The sequence below is a fragment of the Microbacterium sp. 2FI genome, from assembly GCF_005502885.1.
In the GTDB taxonomy this organism is placed as follows: Bacteria; Actinomycetota; Actinomycetes; order Actinomycetales; family Microbacteriaceae; genus Microbacterium.
The window spans coordinates 1-19,791 of record NZ_SCMR01000004.1 but is presented as its reverse complement, the minus strand read 5'-3'; the positions used below and the strand labels follow the sequence as shown (position 1 = coordinate 19,791).

General features: G+C 71.0%; 1 protein-coding gene (only partly in view). It reads right to left on the bottom strand.

Annotated features, from left to right (window positions below; translation table 11 throughout):
* On the bottom strand, nucleotides 1-19,719 hold the 5' portion of the coding sequence (locus FFS15_RS18590; protein ID WP_212743113.1) for a hypothetical protein. The gene continues 17,802 nt to the left of window position 1, outside the view; only the first 19,719 of its 37,521 coding nucleotides appear in the window; it begins with the start codon at nucleotides 19,717-19,719; the stop codon falls past the left edge of the window.
* Nucleotides 19,720-19,791: the final 72 nt, after the last annotated feature.

Here is a 19,791-nt window from a genome sequence, read left to right as displayed (position 1 = left end):
GCGGTCGGCGCATTCGTTCTGGTTCGGCGCCGGGCGGTAGGCCAGGCAGTAGTACGCGCCGGTGCCGTCGGTGAGGAGTTCGGCGAACACCATGCCGCCGGCGGTCGTGACCGCGACGATCGGCACGGGCTTGCCGGTGATCGTGGTGCGCGGAACCGCATTCGATCCGGTGCCGTACCAGAGGGTGAACTCCTGGCCGTCGTCGAGGATGTGCGCGATGTCGAGGCTCGCGCCCGCCGGCGGCGTGTACGAGATGTCGATGTGCTTGACCGATCCCGCCGAACCGTTGACGACGCCGACGTCGACGGTGCCGCCGTTCGTCGTCGGCGCGCCGATGCCGACGACGGGCGCGGTGCCGGTCGCGACGGGGTCGAGGCCCGGGGCGACGGCGAAGCTGACCTCGTTGCCGGACGAGTTGCGGAAGCCCATCTTGAGCTTGCCGTAGAGGGTCAGCAGGCGCACCTGGTCAGGGAAGTCGGCGAGGAAGAGGATCACGACGGTGCCGGTGGAGACCTTCGACAGGTCGGCGTACAGCCGCCCGCTGATCGAGATGTTGTCGGCGGCGAAGTTGAGCTTGCCGATGATGAGGATCTTGCCGTCGGTGGAGATCTTGATGATGACCTGGCCGTTGAAGACCGCCTGCGACGTGTAGATCGAGTAGATCTTCGCCGAGCCGGTGATCACCATGGGCGAGGTGAAGGCCGCCGCGAAGCCGCTCTGGCCGGGGTTCTGCGAGATCGTCTTGGCCTGGAGCGCGACCTGCTGCTGCAGGCCCAGCAGCCACTGGTCGGCGGTGAGGACGGTCGGCAGCTGGAACGCCGACGAGCGCAGCGCGAACGGATCCTCGATCGAGGGCAGCGTCTTGAAGAACTCCACTCCGCCGGCGAAGTCGTTGATCGTGAGGCCCGTGGTGGGCTCGAGCAGGATGCCGCCCGGCACGTTCACGCTGAGGTAGACCTGCAGCGGCCCGAGCTCGGACAGACCGATGCGGATGCCGAAGCCGGCGAGTCCGGCGATGGAGATCGTGCCCTCGAGGCCGAGGTAGAAGACGCGCTGGGCGACGGGTGTCGTGGTGTCGAAGACGCCGATCACGTTGTACGCCGAGTCGAGCTTCAGGATGCCGCCGACCAGGCCCGCCGAGACGTCGCCGCCGAACATCTTGCCCTTGACGGTCACGCCGATCGAGTCGATGCCGATGATCGGGAACTTGCCCTCGAGCAGCAGCGACGGCTGGATGCGGATGCCCTGCACGGCGCCGGTGATCTGCAGTCCCGCGAGCCCCTGGATGCCGGTGACACTCGCCGAGAGGATCAGGACGAAGTCTTCGGGCGCGTTCTCGACGTCATCCCATTGGATGCCGATGGCGTCGATGCGCACGGGCAGGAACGCCGGCCACTTGAACGAGTCGCCGGTGGCCGAGCCGATCGAGAGGAACACGCCGAAGCCCTGCAGCGCCTTGAAGGAGCCGTCGCCCGTGATGGCGAAGTTGCGGCCCTCACCGGCGAGCACCAGGGACCCGATCGTGACCTTCGCGCCGACGGCCTGGAACTGCACCATGATCTCGGATCCGGTCGCGCCGGTGTCGAGGCGGAAGTCGCGCGCGGTCAGGGTGACGAAGGTGCCGAGGCGGATCTCGAGCGTGTCGACGGTGAGCTGGAACGCGTCGACCTTGCCGTCCGCGAAGGTCAGCGCTATGCGGAACGCCTCGTCGTCGGGCAGTCCGTCGGGTCGTTTGTCGTCGGCCGTCAGTCGGTCGGTGAGAGTCGCCCCGAAGGCCTTCCCCGGGAAGAGCTTCGCACCGCCGGTGGCGATGTAGATGACGCCGGTGAAGCCGGCCCGGTCGGTCAGGGGGGCACCGACGGCCGGGAAGCGGACGTCGAGGCCGGAGATGCCGATGCGGATGTCGTCGAGTTCGAGGATGCCGCCGAAGGTGATCTTCTTGTCGGGCGCGGACGGCGTGAGCGCGTTCGCCGGATCGGGCGTGCCGGTGGTCGGCGGCAGCCCGTAGGCGAGCTCGGCGGTTCCGAGGCGGAAGCCGTTGCCGAAGACGGTGAGGCCCGGGATCACGCCCACACCGAGCGCCTCGTCGTTGTTCTTCGTGATGTTCGACGACGCCGCCGGATCGTAGGGCCGCAGCGAACCGGTGATCCCGAACGAGGGGAACGTGATCGTCGCCGTGTTGATCTTCACGATCTCCTGATCGGCGGTGCCCTTCGGGTCGTAGGTGACCTTGATGCCGGTGGCCTGGAGCCGCGCGACGTTCGGGATCTGGGCGTCGAGCGCGGTGACCTGCAGGCCCCACTTGCCCGTGAGGCGGATGTCGACGTTGCCGCCGAGAAGCCCGAAGACATCGACGGCGAGCTCGAACGATCCCATGAGGCCGATGAGGTCGACCGTGATGCCCGAGTTCGTCTGCGCCGCCGAGGTCGCACCCGTCGTCGGGTTGCCGCCGAACGCGAGCGAAGCCCGCTGCACCCCGAGGATCACCGAGACGAGCACCTTGCCGTCGGCGAACCCGAAGCCGCCGAGCCCGACGGTCGGCCCCTGCAGCGTGAGCGGGCCGAGCGCGATCGGTCCGCCCTCGGTCATCTCCCCCGCGGTTCCCGCCGTGACGGTGAGCGTCACGGTCTGCGCGGCGTTGGAAGCCAGTGATCCCGGCGTACCGCTCTGGACCGTGCCGGCGATCATGTTGATCGAGATCGCACCCGCGCCGCTGAAGAGTCCGAGGGCGTTGTTCGGGTTCTTGTCCTTCAGGAAGTACCGGTAGGTGACCGAGGTCGCCGTCGCCGCGGCCCCCGAGATGAGCAGCGGTGCGCCGCCGACGATGATCGGCGTCGAGCCGTTCATCGCGAGGTCGCCGATCGGACCCTGGATCGTGAAGGGCGCCGTCTGGGCGTTCTCGATGCCGGGCTTGTGGATCGGCGCCGCGACGGGAGCGGGCAGACCGTCATCGGGATCGAGGTCGGGCTCCGGAAGCGAGGTGTAGGTGACGTCGATGTACCCCTGCGCGTTGAGCTGCGTCTGGCTCACGCTCGGCTGCACGAGCGACGCGACCGGGCCGGGCTTCTGGCCGGTGAAGGACGGCACGAAGACGAAGAAGCGCTCCTCGTCCGCGACGAGCGGCGAGGTGAGGCTGCCGCCGTAGGTGGCCGTGACGCTGCCGGCGATGAACCGCACGGTGACGATCGCCGTGCCCGACAGCGCCGTGGTGCCGGTGACCGCGTACCGCCACGTGTTCGCCTGTCCGTCGACCTTGACCGGGATCGGATCGACGGTCCAGGTGCCCGTGATGCCCGCGACCGTCACCTGGAGCTCGGCTCCGGACGGCCCGCCGTCGGTGACCGTCAGCGGGTTGATCGCGCCGTCGGTGGTCGAGAAGGTGACGGTGACGAAGAACGTGGGGCTCGCGGTGCCGGTGATGACCGCGCCGCGCAGCGGGCTCGCGAGATCGGCCGAGACGACGACCGGCAGGTCTTCGGGGGTGGGAGCGGTGGGCGGGTCGGTCGGGAAGAGCGCGAAGTCGGTCACGCGGAAGCTGCCGAGCTGGAAGCCGGTCAGCGGCGAGATCGAGAAGGTCGCGAAGCCCGCGAGGCTCACGATGTTGGTGCCGCCGCTCTTGACGAGCGCGGTGGCGTTCCACAGCGAGATGTCGAGCGTGCCGTTCGGCTGCTTCGTCAGGCGGAGCGAACCGCCGAGGCGCACGACGTCGCCCGCGGTGATCACGACGTTGACAGCGGTGAAGGAGAAGAGCCCCGGAGCGATGTCTCCGCTCAGACCGCCGAGCGTCGGGAGCGTGAAGGTCATGGAGTCGGACGTGTTCACCTGGAATGCGACGGTGCCGGTGATGCCGAGGCCGTCGAGCCCGAGCAGGGCGAGCGTGCCGACGACGCGGATCGCCCAGCCGTCGGCCGGGGTGAGGCCCTTGCGGAACTCGATGGCCGCGTTCGTGATGAGCACGCCGATGGCCTTCGGGTTGATGCCCCCGCCCGCGAGCTTGGAGGGGCCGGAGCCGATGAAGATCTCCATCCCGGTTCCGGAGAAGCTGTTGCCGGTGATGACGAACTGGCCCGCGCGGATCTCGAGCACGTCGCCGAAGTTGAAGTCGAGGTTCTGGATGATGAACCCGAACGGCGGCGGATCGGCGGGAAGATCGAGCGTGAGCGTCTCGCCGCCGATCACGATCGTCTGCTTGACGACCCGGCCCGTGGTGTTGATCGTGAATCCGACCGACGCCCCGATGGCGAACCCGCCGGCTGCCGCCGCGGCTTCGCCGGTGATCATGCCGGCCATGCCGCCGGTGACCGTCTTGATCTCCGGCGGGCCGGCAGAGGTCACGGCCTGCGGCGAGAAGACGACGAAGAAGCCGGATCCGTTGACGATGCCCGGGTTGGAGTCGGGGGCGCCGCCGGTGTCCTCGTCGGCGTCGAGGGTGACGTTCGCGAGCGCGATTTTGGTGATCTGGCTGCCGACCGGGCCGATCCGCTCGAACACGAAGTCGGCGTGGATGGTCACGCCGCTGATCTCGATGTCGATGCTCTCGGCGGCGACCCGCAGGAACGGGCCCTTCGGGAGTGCGAGCACCCGGACGTTCGGCTGCAGGATCGGCTGGTTGCCGTTCGCGGTCCACGTGACCTCGTAGACGTTTCCGGCCTTGGTCACGGTGACCCGGTTGCCCGGCACGGCTGCGAGGATGCCCTCGATCGCGGTGTCGACCTGGGCGGCGGTGGCTCCGACGGCGAGCGGGTCGCTGATCTCGTTCGCCTCGAGGATGCCGTCGCGGTCTGCGTCGATCGCGAGGGTGAAGGTGCCGGTGGGGACGCCGACGATGACCTCTTGCACCTCGGCCCGCGCGGCCGTGCCGTCGGTGGTCGTCCGCACCGAGACCCCGGCGAACTGGAACACCTCGTTGACGACGACGCCCTGCCCGCCCACGAGCAGCGAGTTCAGCTGCAGGGTGAGTTCGGCGTCGATCGAGATCGGAAGGCCGAGCAGGGCGACGCCGCCCGACACCTCGCCGGCCATGCCGGTGGGTGTGATGATGAACGCGCCGCGACCGTTCGTGAGCCGGAGGCCGACATCGTCGACGCGCGCGCCCGACGGGTCGACGACGGCGTTCGCGCCGATGTCGCCGAGGAACAGGTCGACGTCCGAGAACGCGAGGCGGACGATCTTGGCGCCGGTCGCCGTCTTCTTCTGCTCGAAGAGCGCGATGCCCTTGAGCGTCTGTCCGAGGATCGAGATCGCGGCGGCCTTGCCGATGCGCCCGACCTGAACGATGAGCGTGTTCTTGGGGATCATGATCGCGACCGTCGCCCCGCCCACGACGACGTCACGGCTGATGTCCTCGGTGGTGTTGTTGATCTGGACGATGACGTCGACGTCGAGCGTGAACGTGCCGGCGGGAAGGATCGCGGGGTTCACCTGGATGCCGGCCGCCACCGCGCCGGCGATGCCGCTGCGGGTGACGAGGATGACGCCCGATGCGATCGTCGCGGTGACGTAGGTCTGCGTGCCGTCGCCGAGGGCGAGCGTGACGTTGTGCAGCGCCAGGGTGATCGCGCCGGTGGTCGAGTTCTTCGCGAACGCGAAGTCGCCGGTGAGGCGCTGGCCCATGACCTCGAGCACGATGTCGAGGCCGGCGACCGCGATGCCCGACTCGATCTCGACGCCGTCGACGGTGTACTCCGCCGCGAGCGTGTTGATCTGCACTTCGAGGGTGCCGGAGAACGTCACGCCCGGGATGAGCAGCTCGACGGTCGCCTCGATGCGGCCCGCGACGCCGCCGGCGGTCGTGCCGCTCTTGCCGATGATGTCGAACGCGCCCGAGCCGTTGCGGACGATCACGATGTCGCGGTCGGGGGTGCCCAGCCGCAGCCCCACGTTCGCGAAGCGGATCTTCTGCGTGGTGACATCGCCCGGATCGAGCGCGCCGTTCGCGCCGAGGGCGGTGGACTTCTCGTACGAAACGTCGGCCGTCAGCTGCTGCCCGCCGATCGTGAGCGCGAGGCCCGTGACCGCGACCTTGAGGTACGGGCCCGCCGGAAGCGTGAGGGTCAGCGTCTGGCCGCCCACCACGAACTCCTCGTCGACGGCGACCGGGATGATCTTGCCGCTGACGGTGCGACGCATGTTGCTGATCTCGACGCGGACGGTGGCCGATGCCGTGAGCCCGGCCCCGAGACGGATCGACGCGGTCGCCGAGATCGTGCCGCCGAACCCTTCGCTCGTGAGCAGGAGCAGCGCGGTGCCGCCCGAGAGCCGCATCCCGATGTCGTCGTTGAAGTCTTCCGGGTCGGTGCCGGCGTCACCGACGAAAAGGGCGACGTTCGTCGCTGCGATGCGCAGCACCTTCACGTCGTCCACGGTGCCGACGCGCCCGTCGGCGCCCGAAGACAGCACCTGCTCGAACATGAACGTGCCCGAGATCGACTGCCCGAAGAGCGTCAGGCCGCCGATGACCTCGATCCGCAGGAACCGTCCAGCAGGAAGGACGAGCGGGAGCCCCGCGACCGTGGTGTTGACCGCCGTCGGCGCGGTGTTGATCTGCAGCGAGACGGTGAGCGGGTCGCCGAACTCGATGGGGAGGTCGTCGAGGCCCTCGCCGAGGGTGATGGACGCCGTGAGGTCGACCGCGATGCCCGCCGAGGTGAGGAGGAACACACCGGATGCGGTGATATGGACGCCCATGTCGTCGGCGAGGCCCGCACCCTTGGGGTCGCCGAGGAAGATCGCGACGTCGGTCGCGGTGACCTTCACGACGCGGGCAGCGCCGATGCCGGTCTGCTCGAACGTGAAGTCGCCGGTGAGCAGCTGCCCCGCGATGTCGAGCGCGAGGTCGTCGACCGAGATCGCGAACAGCGAGGTCGCGGTATTGATCTCGAGCTCCATCGTCGCCGAGGCCGTGACCCCGGGGACGCTGAGCGCGACGGTGCCCGAGACGAAGCCGTCCATGCCCGCCGGTGAGATCTCGAACTCTCCGGCGCCGCCCGTGAGCGTGAGGATGTCGGCGCCGCCGTCGCCGATGCGCAGCGACACGTTCGCCAGCACGATGGTGGTGATGAGTCCGCTGCGCTGGAACGCGAAGTCGCCGACGAGCGACTGACCCGCGATCGCGAGGGTGACGCCGGTGCCGCTCACGCGGATGGCGAGGTTCGCGTCGAGGTCGAGTGCGACGGTGGCGCCGCCGACCGTCACCGACTCGGTGACGCGGCCGGTCGACTGGTTCATCGCGACGGCGAACGAGCCCGAGATCGTGACGCCGTCGGGCAGCAGGGCGTCGAGGTCGAGCGTGCCGCCGATCTTCATCGCCATGCCGGCCGGGGTGAGGACGATGAGGCCCTCGACGCCGGTGAGGATCGAGGCGTCCTCGCCGAGGCGCACCTCGCCGCCGGCGACGGCGATCACGGTGCGGACGGTGCCGTTTGAGTTCGTCACCTGCTGGAACAGCAGCGACGCGGTGATCGTGACCTCGCCGACCTCGATCTCGATGCCTTCGCCGGCGAGCCGCAGATAGGGGCCGGCCTCGAGCCGTGTGGCGTCGTCGTCGGAGAGCACGACGGCCTGCGTCGAGCGGTTGATCTCGAGGCGCAGTTCGGCGACGCCGATGGTCACACCGCCGCCGAGCGAGATCTCGGTGCCGACGATCGAGAGGATGCCGGCGAGCCCGCCCGGCCCGATCTGCAGGGCGCCCAGGAACGAGATCGTGCCGATCGGGGCGCCGAAGGAGGCGACGGCCTCGACCGCGATGTCGACGATCTTCACGCCGCCGGTCGTCGTGCGCTGCGAGAAGGTGATCTCACCCTCGGTGAGGAGGAACCCGCCGATGTCGAGGGTGATGCCGGTACCGGTGATGAGGAGCGACGGCTCGACCCCGGTGACGAGGGCGACCGCGAAGTCTCCGGTCACCAGGATCCCGGGAAGCGACACGGTGACTTTGCCCTCGACGCTGCCGACGATCTCGGTGCCGTTGAGGATGAACTCACCCGAGCCGCCGGTGAGCGCGACGAACTCGGTCGTGCCGTCGCCGAAGGCCGCGCGCGCGTTCGCGATCGTGATCTTGGTGGTGGCGGCGGTGCCCGCGCCGATCTGCGTGAACGAGAAGTCTCCCGAGAGGCGCTGCCCGGCGACGACGATCGCGACCCCCGTGCCCGCGACCCGCAGGTAGGGACCGAGCGGCAGCACGAGCACGACCGTCGTGCCGTCGAGCTCGAGGTTCTCGTTCACCGCGGCGCCGGAGTTGACCTCGATGGTGAAGCTTCCGCTGAACTGCACGGCGTCGGTCGGGAGCACGAACGTCACGGTGCCGCCGACGCGTCCCGCGACTCCGGCTTCCGTCATGACGAAGACGGCCTCGCCGTCGGTGAGCCGCACCCCCGCCGTCAGCACGTCACCGGCATCCCTCGTTCCGATCTCGAGGGTGAGCGCCGTGGCGATCAGCACCGTCGTGCTCGGGGCGGTCGTGCCGGCCGGAGCCTCCGGAGCGACGGGGCCGGTCACCTGCGAGAAGACGAACACCCCGCGCAGCGTCTGGCCGGCGACGACGAGGCTCGCCGGCGTCGCGATCGTGCCGATCTGCACCCGCACCGACGTCGGCGGCAGCACCACGCCGGCGATCGAGCGGGCGGTGGCCGAGGTGTTCAGCTGCAGGCGGATCGATCCGTCGAGGTCGAAGGCGTCGCCGGCGTTGAGCACCAGTTCGGCTTCGAGGACCGTCGCAAGGCCGGCCGGGGTGAGCTCGAGCTCGCCGCTCGCCACCGTGGCCACGGCGACGCCGTCGCCGAGGTTCAGAGTGAGGGGAGTGCCGCCGTCGCGAGCGGACGAGCCGAACTTCACCCGCAGTCCGCCACCGGGGAGGGTTTCGATGGCGAACGTGCCGGTGAGCTGCTGACCGGCGACGCCGAGGGCGAGGTCGCCGATCACGAGGATGTGCGGAGCGCCGGGCGCGCCCTCTGCCACCGTGACCGCGTCGTCGCCGGTGCCGAGCACCCGCTCCGAGGTGGTCTCGTTGTAGAAGATCGTCGCGCTGCCGCTGAGGGTCACGCCCGGGATGCCGACGAGTTCGACGTCGCCCGAGATCGCGATGACGCGGTTCGCGCCCGAGCCCGTGATGAAGCCGTGGACGTTCGTGAGGAACAGCCCGGTCGCGAACGGGTTGCGCACGTCGTCGTCGAGGAATCCGGGACCGTTGCCGACGAAGACGGTGAGTCCGGTGACCGAGACGTCGCCGCCGGTGAATTCGATCTCGCCGATGATCTCGATGAAGTCGCCGATCTTCAGTGCTCCCGAGACGCTCACCGCGATGAAGGGGCCGCCGGCCACGGTGGCGACCTCGCCGTCGCCGAAGACGAGCGCCACCTCGACGCCGCCGACAGTGATGATCCGGTCGTACTCGTTCGGGGTCGCGTTGAAGCGCACCGCGATGGTGGCGTCGGCGTTCGCCGCGCCCGCGTCGACGGCGACAGCGCCCGAGAAGGTGCCGACGATCCCGTCTGCGGTGAGCAGGAACGCCCCGACGCCATCGGTGATGCCGACCGGGCTGGCTTCGCCCTCGGGCGTCAGCGACACCGTGACCTGGCTGAACGCGATCGTCGTGATCGGCGTCGTACCGGTCGTGCGGCTCAGCAGGAAGCTGCCCGAGAACGAGGGACCGCCGTCGACGCCGAGAACGCCGTTCGTGATCGACACGTGCAGGAACGGCCCACCCGGAACATCGATGATGACGGGGCCGAGGTCCGTGCGGCGAACCGCGGCGGGACCGGTGTTGATCGCGAACGCGACGTCGCCGGCGAGGGTCAGCCCCGGCAGGTCGAAGATGCCGGTGATGCTGCCCGAGAACGTCGCGGCGATGCCGCCCGGGGTGACCACGAGCGCACCCGACCAGTTGTTCGCGGCGGTGATCTCGACGACGTCGCCCAGCGCCAGCGTGAACTGGGTGACGGCGAAGGCGACTTCGCCGCTCGGCGTGCGGCTGATGAGGATGCGGCTGGCGCCGAGAGACTGGCCGGCGACGATCAGCGTCGCGCCGGTCACCTCGACCTTGAGACCCGGCTGCACGGTCACCTCGTCGACGGTGCCGGCGTTCAGCACCACCGCGGCGGTGCCGGAGTTGACCTGCACGGCGACGTCGCCCGAGACCTCAAGGCCCGGAACCGTCACATCGAGCGTCGCCGACACCGACCCCGCCATGCCCGTCGCCGTGAGGCGGAAGGTGCCGGCGATCTCGGTGACGCGCACGAGCGGCGACGTCGCTGTGCCGAAGCTGATCACGCCGTCGGCGATCGTGAGGGTGAGGTCGGTGCCCGCCTTCACGACCTCGATGTCGCCCGAGAGCGTCTGCCCGGCGACGGTGATCGCGATGCCCGTGCCCGCGATCCGCAGGTAGCCGCCGGATCCGCCCGCGGGGAGGTCGATCGCGACCGTTCCCGCCCCGACGCGCACGGTCTCCTTCACCCGCACGGCGGTGGTGTTGATCTCGACCGCGAGCGTGCCGGCGAGGCTGACGCCGGGCACCCCCGTGAGGGCGACGGTGCCGGAGACCCGGCCGGCCATGCCGCCGCCGGCGCGGATGACGAACAGCGCCTCGCCGCCGGTGAGCGAGATCCTCGCAGCACCGGCGCTGAGCGAGATCTCGACGTTCGCGAGCGCGACACGGGTCACGGTGGAGTCATCGGTGCCACCGGCGACGCCGTCCGCGCCGAGCGAAGTCGCCTGCTCGAACGCGACGTCGGCGCGGATGGTCTGGCTGAGGACGGTGAGGGTGACGCCGGTGCCGGCGATGCGCAGGAACGGACCCGCGGGCACGTCGAGGGTCACGGTGCCGGCCCCGACCCGCAGGGTCTCCGAGACCTCGGTGCCGGTCGTGTTGACCTGCAGTTCGAGCTGCCCGGCGAACGCGAAGCCGGCGCCGCCGTCGACGGTGATGCCGACCGTGAGCGACCCGGCCATCCCCGCCGAGGTCACCACGAACAGCCCGGTGCCGTTCGAGGCGTTGAGCGGGCCGAGCGAGAGTTCGACCTCGGCGATGCCGATGCGCACCACGGTGTCGCCGGCGGTGGTGGTCAGCTGCTCGAAGGTGATCGCGCCCGTCAGGGACTGGCCGAGCACGGTGATCGTGAGGTCCTGGCCGCCGACGCGCAGCAGCCCTGCCGGCAGGGCGTCATCCCAGCCGTCGACGCTCTGCGGGCCCGCGGTGGTGTTGAAGGCGATCGTGACGGTTCCGGTCACGGCGATGCCGGGGAGAGCCACCGTGACCTCGACGGCGATGGCGCCGTACGAGCCCAGCGGCGATAGCACGATGGTCGCCGTGGAGCCCTCGTCCTCTTCGTCGACCGGCTGCGTGAGGGTGACCAGCGCCGCGTCGCCGCCGAGCACCAGGCGGGTGTTGCGGAGTGTGATCTCGGTCACCCCGCCGCTCTGCTCGACCTCGATGTCGGCGGTGAGCGACTGGCCCGCGATCATGACGGTGACGCCGATGCCGGCGACGCGCAGGTACTGGCCCTCGGGCAGCACGAGCTCGAACGTCTCGCCCGCGACCTCGAACGCCTCGTCCACGGCGGTCGCGGCCGTGTTGATCTCGACGGCGAGCGCGCCGCTGAGCGACACCTGCGGGACGGCGAGTGCGATCGTGCCCGTGATGCGCCCGGCGATCCCGGCGTCGCTGAGGAGCAGCAGCGCCGTGCCGTTCGAGAGCGTGACGACGCCGCCCGCGAGGTTCAGCCGCACGGCGGTCGCGGCGATGCGCAGCACAGAACGCGTCGGATCGGGTGCGCCGGTCACCGCGTGGAGCGCCGTCACCTGCTCGATCACGATGTTCGCGCTGAGCTCCTGCTCGAGCACCGTCAGGGTGAGACCCGTGCCTTCGAAGCGCAGATAGGGTCCGGCGGCGACGTCGAGCGACTGCGTGGCGGTTCCTACGAGGACGGATGCCGTCACCCGCGCTGCGGTCGTGTTGAGGATCAGCGAGAGGTCCCCGTCGAGCTCGGCATCGTCCCCGAGACGCACCGAGATCGACCCGGAGATGCGGCCCGCGAGTCCAGCGGCGGTGACGACGAGGATGCCCGAGCCGCCCGTGAGGCGCACGCCGATGTCGTCAGCGACGTCGGCGGTATCGGTGCCCGGAGTGCCGCCGTCGTCGCCGAGGAAGAGGCCGACGTTCGCGAGCCCGATGATCGTGGTGGCGACGCCGCCGGTGGTCACCCGCTCGACCGCGATGTCGGCCTCGATCTGCTGCCCGAGCACGTCGAGTTCGACGCCCGTGAGCGAGACGCGCACGTACGGGCCGGCGGGAAGCTCGTCCGTGCCGACGGTCACGGCTGCGGGTGCCGTGTTGACGGCGACTTCGGCGGTGACGTTCGTCACGCCGAGGGCGGCGATCGTGACGGAGGCGCTGAGCGCGCCTGCGATGCCGGTCTGGCCGATGACGAGGTCGCCCGTGATCTCGCCCAGCTGCACCGCGTCGCCGAAGACGACCGCGCCGTCGTCGACGCCGATCGTCACCGTGGTGCCGTCGCGGTCGAAGCTGAAGGTTCCCGAGATCGACTGACCCCCGAACGCGAGAGTGGCATCGCTCACGACGAACTCGGTGACGCCGGCGGCCTCGGCGGCGCTGAACGAGACGACGTCTCCGGGTGCTGTGCTCCCCGGAATCTCGATGGTCTGGCTGACGGCCTGGCCGGTGGAGTTCACGCGGACGCTCGTGGTGCCGGTGATCGTGACGCCCGCGACCCCGATGAGGCTCACCGTGCCGGTGGCGACGAGCGCGTGCCCCGTGCCCATCTCGATGAGGCCGATCGTGGCACCGGTGAGAAGCACGCCCACCGCGAGGGGGTTGAGGGCTCCCGACTCGAGGAACGCCGGCCCGCGGCCGAGGAAGATCGTGAGGCCGGTCGCTGCGACCACGCGCACCGCGACCCCGCCGATGACCGTGTCGCTGAAGGTGAGGTTGCCCTCGATCGTGACGAAGTCGCCGATGGTGAGCGTGAGGTCGGAGATCGAGACGCGGAAGATGGTGCCGCCCGCCAGCGGCGCGGGCAGCTTGAACGGGATGCTGACTCCCCCGACGGTCAGCACCGTGTCGATCTCGTCGGGCGTGGTGTTGACCTCGAGGAGCACCGAGCCCTCGGCCGAGACGCCTGCGCCGCCGACGCTGCCCGAGCCGGAGACGAAGCCGGCCACGCCGTCGTCGCGGATGATCAGGACGCCCGTGCCGTCCTCGAGCGCCGGGTCGGCATCCGTCTCGTTGATGTAGGCGTCGACGTCGCTCATCGCGACGACGATCTCGACGGTCCCGTCGGCGTGCACGGCGCGCGTGAACGAGAAGTCGCCCGAGAGCAGGCCGCCGGCGATCTCGGCCTCGAGGTTCTGCACCTCGACCCGCAGGTACGGACCGGCCGGAAGCTGGTCGGCTCCGACGGTGACCGGGCTGGGCGTGGTGTTGACGAGAACGGTCACGCCGGTGGTGAGTGCCAGAAGACTCGGAACGGCGAACTCGGCGCTTGCGCTGATGCTTCCGGCGACTCCCGCCGGGCCGATGACGAAGGTGCCGGTGATGCCGGTGACCTCGACGAACGGCGTCGCGGCCGGGCCGAACTTCGCTTCGCCGCCGCTGACGTCGATGCGGTACGAGACGACGCCGCTCGTGACGACGCGCGTGAACCACACGGTGCCGGTGATCGCGACACCCGCCACCGTGACGACGAGGCTCGTCGCGCCGATGCGGAACGTCGACGCCGCGATCGTGGCGTGGGCGGCGGTCGCGTCGGTGTTGATCTGGATCTGGAGGGACGCGGCCGAGATCGTCACACCGGGGAGTGCGAGCGCCGGAGTGCCGGTGAAGGAGCCCCAGACTCCACCGGCACCGACCCCGAACGCGGCGGTGATGTTCGTGAGCGTCGCGATGCCGCCCCCGAAGACGAGCGAGCCGTTCGCCACTGCGACGGTCACGACGCCCGCGGCGCTCGTCACGGTGACGGTGCCGGTGAGGCGCTGACCGGCGATCACGAGCACGACGTCGGCGCCGGTCAGCTGCAGGTAGTCGCCGCCGCCCGGCAGGACCAGCGCGATGTCGGTGCCACCGACCGCGACCGTGGTGTCGACGACGGCGCCGGTGGTGTTGAGGCGCAGCGTGAGAGCGCCGGTGACCGAGACCTGCGGCAGCGTGACGGCGAGGGTGCCCGTGAGCGTCGCCGCGACTCCGGCGGCTGTCACGATCAGCGCGCCCGACGCTGCGGTGAGCGAGATCACCGTCGTACCCGAGACCGCGAAGATGAGTGAGCCGTTCGCGAGCCCGGCGCGGACGACCGTGTTCCCGCTCGCATCGACGCCGCGCTCGAAGGTCACGTCGGCGGTGAGCGACTGGCCGCCGACTCCGCCGACCGTGACGGTCGTGCCGATGGCCTCGATGCGCAGATACGGCCCGGCGGGCAGGTCGCCCACCGCGGCGGCGCCGGTGTTGACGGCGATGCCGACGGTCGACGCGAACGCGAACTCGCTGAGCGTGCTCGTGATCGTCGCCTCGAGCCTGCCTGCCACGCCCGCCGAGGTGATCGTGAATCCGCCACTGATCGCCGAGAGCGACAGCAGGGTCGTCGACGCACCGGTGATGATGTCGAACGACCCGCCCGACACGCTGATCCGGGTCTGCGTGACACCGGCCGCGACCTCGCGCGCTACGGCGAACTGCGCGAAGGTGATCGACTGGCCGGCGAGCGTGAGGGCGACCGTGGTTCCCGAGACCCGCAGGTAGCGGTCGCCGGCGACGGTGCTGACGCCGAGGGTGAGCGTGCCGTCGAAGGCGACGCCGGGCACCGTGATCTGCAGGCGACCGGTGAGAGCCGCGGTGACCGCGCCGTCGTCGAGCGTCAGCGTTCCCTCGTCGAGGCCGGTGATCGTGAACCGGGCGACGGTGGAGACGCCGTCGCCGAACTGCAGCGTGAGGTTGCTGACGGTGACGGTGAATCCGTCGGCCGTGCTCACGAACGCGAAGTCGGCGACGAGCGACTGACCGAGCACGGTGAGGGTGAGGCCGGTGCCGCTGAGCGAGCCTGCTTCGCCCGCTGCGAAGGCCACGGTGACATCGCCCGACCCGTCGGCCAGCGCGATCGTCTCGGTGATCTCGTCGGTGAACCCGTTGATGCGAACCCGGAAGGTTCCGCTCAGCGTGACATCCGACCACCCGGTGAGTGAGACGGCGCCCGAAGCGTCGAGGGCGATGTCGGTGCCGGCGCTCGTCGCGCGCACGATGAGTCCGACGACGGCGCCCGTGACGGCGAGACCGTCGCCGAGGTCGAGGCTGAGGTTGCGCGCGGCGACGGCGACCGTCGTGACCCCGGTGTCGGTGTCGATGTCGACGCGTCCGGCGAGCGTCGCCGTGACGACTCCGGTGGCGACCACCGTGGCGGTGAGCGAGCCGGTGACTCCGGCGCCGCCGAGGACCAGGGTTCCCGAGCCGTCCGTCAGCACGACCGTCTGCTCGGTGCCGTCCGCGAGCGTGGCCTGCAGTCCGCTCACCGCGAGCGTCGTGACGCCGCCGGTGTGCGTGACGCGGACCGCGCCGGAGAGCTCGGTGCCGGCGATGTCGATCGCGAGATCCGCGGTGAGCGCGAGTCCGTCGGTGCCGTTGTAGGTGAGCGTCGCCTCGGTCAGGGTCACGGCCGCATCACCGACGTCGACGGTGCCGTCTGTGAGGGAGAACTCGATGTCGCCGGTGTCGTCGCGGGAGATGAGCGACAGATCGCCGCCGGTGATCTCGACCTGCCCGCCGAAGGATGCCGAGACGGTGCTCGCCATGATCGTGAGGTCGGAGCCCGATTGGCTGAGGATCGCCGACGCGGCCGTCAGCGTCGCGATCTCGGTGCCGCCCGCCGTGATCGCGATCTCGAACGAGGTGTCTCCCGAGAGCGGTCCGAGCGAGATGGCGAGCGTCCCCGCGTCGAGGGTGGCGGCATCCGTCAGCGTGTACGAGGCCGTGACCGCGGCACTCGCGGTGATCGCGAGCGACCCGACCGTGAGGGCGATCTCGAGGCCGGCGGTGAACGTGATCGCGCCGCCATAGGGCGCGGTGGGCGAGAGCGACGTGATCGTGAGCGTGATGTCGGTGAGCGTGAGCCCGCTGCCGAGGCTCTGCGAGCCGAGGTTCTGCTCGTAGGTCTGGTTCGTGAGGTAGGCCTGCAGCTGCGCGACGATGAGCCCGACGAGACCGGCGAGCGGCGAGCCGGCGACGTAGTCCGAGAAGTGCGGGAGCGCCGCGGTGATCGTGCCGGTGAGCGGGTCGACCTGCGTCGTGATCGCCTGCACCGAGCCGTCGGGGGCGACGTACCAGATGCGCGATGTCGACGCGGCGCTGCCGACCGTGATGGTGAGCACCGGGTCGATCCGGAAGCTCGTGATCTCGGTGCCGGTGCGGGCGTCGTAGGCGCGGAGGTCGTACACGTCGCTGGTCGCGAGAAGGCCGCGGACCGTGTCGTCGCGAGCGGAGATGACGACCCACGCGTCGGCGGGAAGCGCCCCGGCGGCGAAGGTCAGGGTGGCCCCGCCGCGCGAGAGCGTGCCGCCGGTGGAGGCGAGGATGAGAACCGCTCCGGCAGGTGGCGTGAAGGCCGGCGTCTGCGGGGGGCTCGAGATCGTGAGCGTCGCGGTCGGGTGGAGGAGCGCGATCGCGGCGTCGAGGTGGACGGTGGCGGATGGGATGGCGGTGGATCCGGATGCCGGAGGCCCGCGGCCCGCCTGCACGACGACGTCGCCGCCGGCGAAGACCGGGCTGTTCACGTCGACGACGCTGATGAGCCGGACGAGCGGAACGACGTGCACCGGGTCGACGGCGAGGTCGAGGCCGCGGGTGCCGGCCGAGCCCGAACCGGTCGCGATCGCAGTGATGTCGACGGGGCCGCCCGAGCGCAGCGGCGAGCCGCCGAGGGCGAGGTCGTTGCCGAGGGCTGTCGTCGCGGTGGCGAGGACGACCGCGACGGCGGCCGCACGCACCGGGATCGCGGCGACGGCGGCGGCGTTCGCGGTGACGGACGAGGCCGAGACGCCGCCGAGGGCTGCGAGCAGCGGAAGGGCCGCGGCCAGCGCGCTGACCGGGACCGCGGACGGCGCCGCCGAGGCGGACGAATGCGAACGGCCGGTCGAGGCGAGCGAGACCGAACCCGCGACGGTCGCTGCGCGATCGAGCAGCACGTCGACATCGTGGACGCCGAGCACGAGGGCGGCGCCGGTGCCGGTGGCGCGGGCGGTCGCATCCTGCGTGGCGGTGAGGGCGAGATCGCCGGCGAGCGCGAGCGGGGCGCCGCGCTCGGTCGTCGCCGAGGTGGCGGCGCTCGACGACACGAGCGCCCATCCAGTGCCTCCGTCGGCGAGAGCGGAATGCTTCGTCGACGAGCGCAGCGCGAGGCCTGCGGCGCCGGTGATCGTCGCGCCCTGCGCGAGTGCGGTGGCGGCGACGTCCCGCACGACCAGCGCCGCAAGCCCGCCGTCGGCGGTGACGGAGGTGTCGACCGACGAGTCGGCCTGCACCGTGACGTCGGAGGCCGAGACGGTCAGATGCGCCGCGGGCGCGAGCCGGGCGATGGTTTCGAGGAACGCGCGGCCCACGGCGATCGAGTCGGCGCGCGGTGCGGCCGCGAGGGCCAGCCCGGTGAGGGTCGAGGAGCCGGATGCCGCACCGGCGGAACCGGCGGCGCTCACCCGCAGGCTTCCGGCCGAGGTCGCCAGCAGGAAGAGTTCCGTTGCGGCGATGCGCTGCTCGCCGTCGATCACCGCGTGCGTAAGGCGGGTGAGGTCGACCTCGGCGAGCGAGGCGCCCGAGGCGTTCGTCGACGTCGCGGTGCCCGAGGCGGAGTTCCTCGCCTCGATGCGGACCGAGCCTGCGCTCGTGATCGCGGACTCGCCGGTCACGCGGGTGACCGCGGCCGACGACCCCTTCGCGAACGCGGCGGGACCTGCGGCCGAGAGGTCGGCGGTCGAGTCGCTGCGCAGCGTCACGTCGCCGCTCGCGTCGATCGTCGAGTCGCGGAGGGTCACGGTAGCGGCAGAGGTCGCCCGCGCGCTCGTGCGGTTCGCCGATTCGGCGACGAGGGTCACAGTGCCTCCGGCGAGGTGCGATCCGGTCACGGTGACCGATGCCGCGGCATCCGTCGTTCCCGTTCGCACGTCGCTCGCCATGAGCGTGATCGCGCCGTCGCGGTCATCTCCGCGCGTGTCGAGCGTGGTGCCGGTCTCGACGGTGACGGTCCGGCCGCGGACGGTGAGGTCGGCGCCGGCGAGCGAGAGGGTTCCCGAGACGGAGATCGAGCCCGTGCTCTCGAGGAGTGCTGCCAGGCGCGGGGCGAGGAACGACAGGCTTGCGACGAGCGAGTCGAGGCGCAGCCGACCGGCATCGCCGCTGAACACCGCGGCTCCGCTGAGGCCGGTGACGCGCAGCGAGTTCAGCGCTCCGACGATCGCGAGCGCGAGGCCGGCGATGCCGGTGAGGTCGACCGTGAACTCCGCCGAGCCGTCGGCACCGCGCACGACGATCTCGGTGAGTCCCTGCGCATCGACGGCGAGCGCCGCGCGCGACGAGGACGAGAACACGATGCGGCCGCCTTCGAGGCGGAGCGATCCGGTGGCGGCGTCGGTGGGAGCGAGCGTCAGTGTGGCGGTCGTGCCCTCGACGACCCAGCCGACGGCGGCTGCGGGTGCGGGGCTTGCGGTGGTGGTCGGTGCATCCGCTGCGGGGCCGGCGGTCGTTGCCGGGGCTGCGGCCGGGGTGTCGGCGGCGGGCGCCGCGGTCGGAGACTCGTCGGCCGGCTCGCTTGCCGGTTCCGCGGTGGCCGCAGGTGCCGGCTCGGGCGCGGGCTCCGCGGCGGGCTCGGGCTCAGGCGCGGGTGCCGGCTCGGGGGCGGGTGCGGGTTCCGGAGCGGGCTCGGGTGCCGGCGCCGGGATCGCGGAGACGTCGACGCCCCACGTCTCGCCCGGTGCCAGCGTCTCGTCCATGAGTCCCGAGCCGTGACCGGCGCCGAGCGCGTGTCCGATCTCGTGTCGGACGACCGTGAGCAGGTCCATGCGCGACCAGCCCCACCCGGCCGCGTCATCGTCGATCACGATCGACGCGCCGGAAGCCGTGCCGAGCGTCGCGTCGGCGAACGCGCCGATCGAAGCCGAGATCCCCGAGACATCCGCACCGAGCGCTCCCCACTCGGCGCTCGCCTGCGCGACGGCCGCCTGCAGGTCTCCTTCGGTGAGCGCCTGGTCGGCTGCCACCGGGTCGCTCGAAAGGCTCTCGGCGGTCATCGCCTCGGTGTCGTCGTCACCCGCCGGCGGCGGGGTCGGCGTCGGCGTCGGCGTGGGAGTGGGGGTGGTGACGCCGACGTTGTCGCCGTCGATCGTCGCATCGCCGTCGTCCATGGGGCACGAGATGGAAGCCGGCTGCCCGTTGGTGCCGCCGACCGTGGTGCACTGGCTGGTGGAGAGCGCCTTCGCGAGAGCGGCGAGCGCATCCTGCAGCTGCTTGTTGGCCTGGGCCTGCGCCTCGGCGGCCTTCTGCGCCGCGGTCTGCGTGACCTGCGTCTGCTGCACCCGTGTGACGTACTCGACCTGGGCTCGGCGCTGGGCCGCCTGCTGATCGGCGATCGCCTGCAGGCGCCGCTGCTCGGCGGCGAAGAGGGCGTCGATGCTCGCTCGCGCCTCGTCGCGCGGCAGCACCTGGACGACCAGCACCTCGGCGTCACGCAAGCGGATCACGACGGGCTGTGCGGGCGCCGGGCGCGGGGCGGGTGCCGCCGCGGGCTGGCGGGTCGGCTCGGTGGCGGAGGG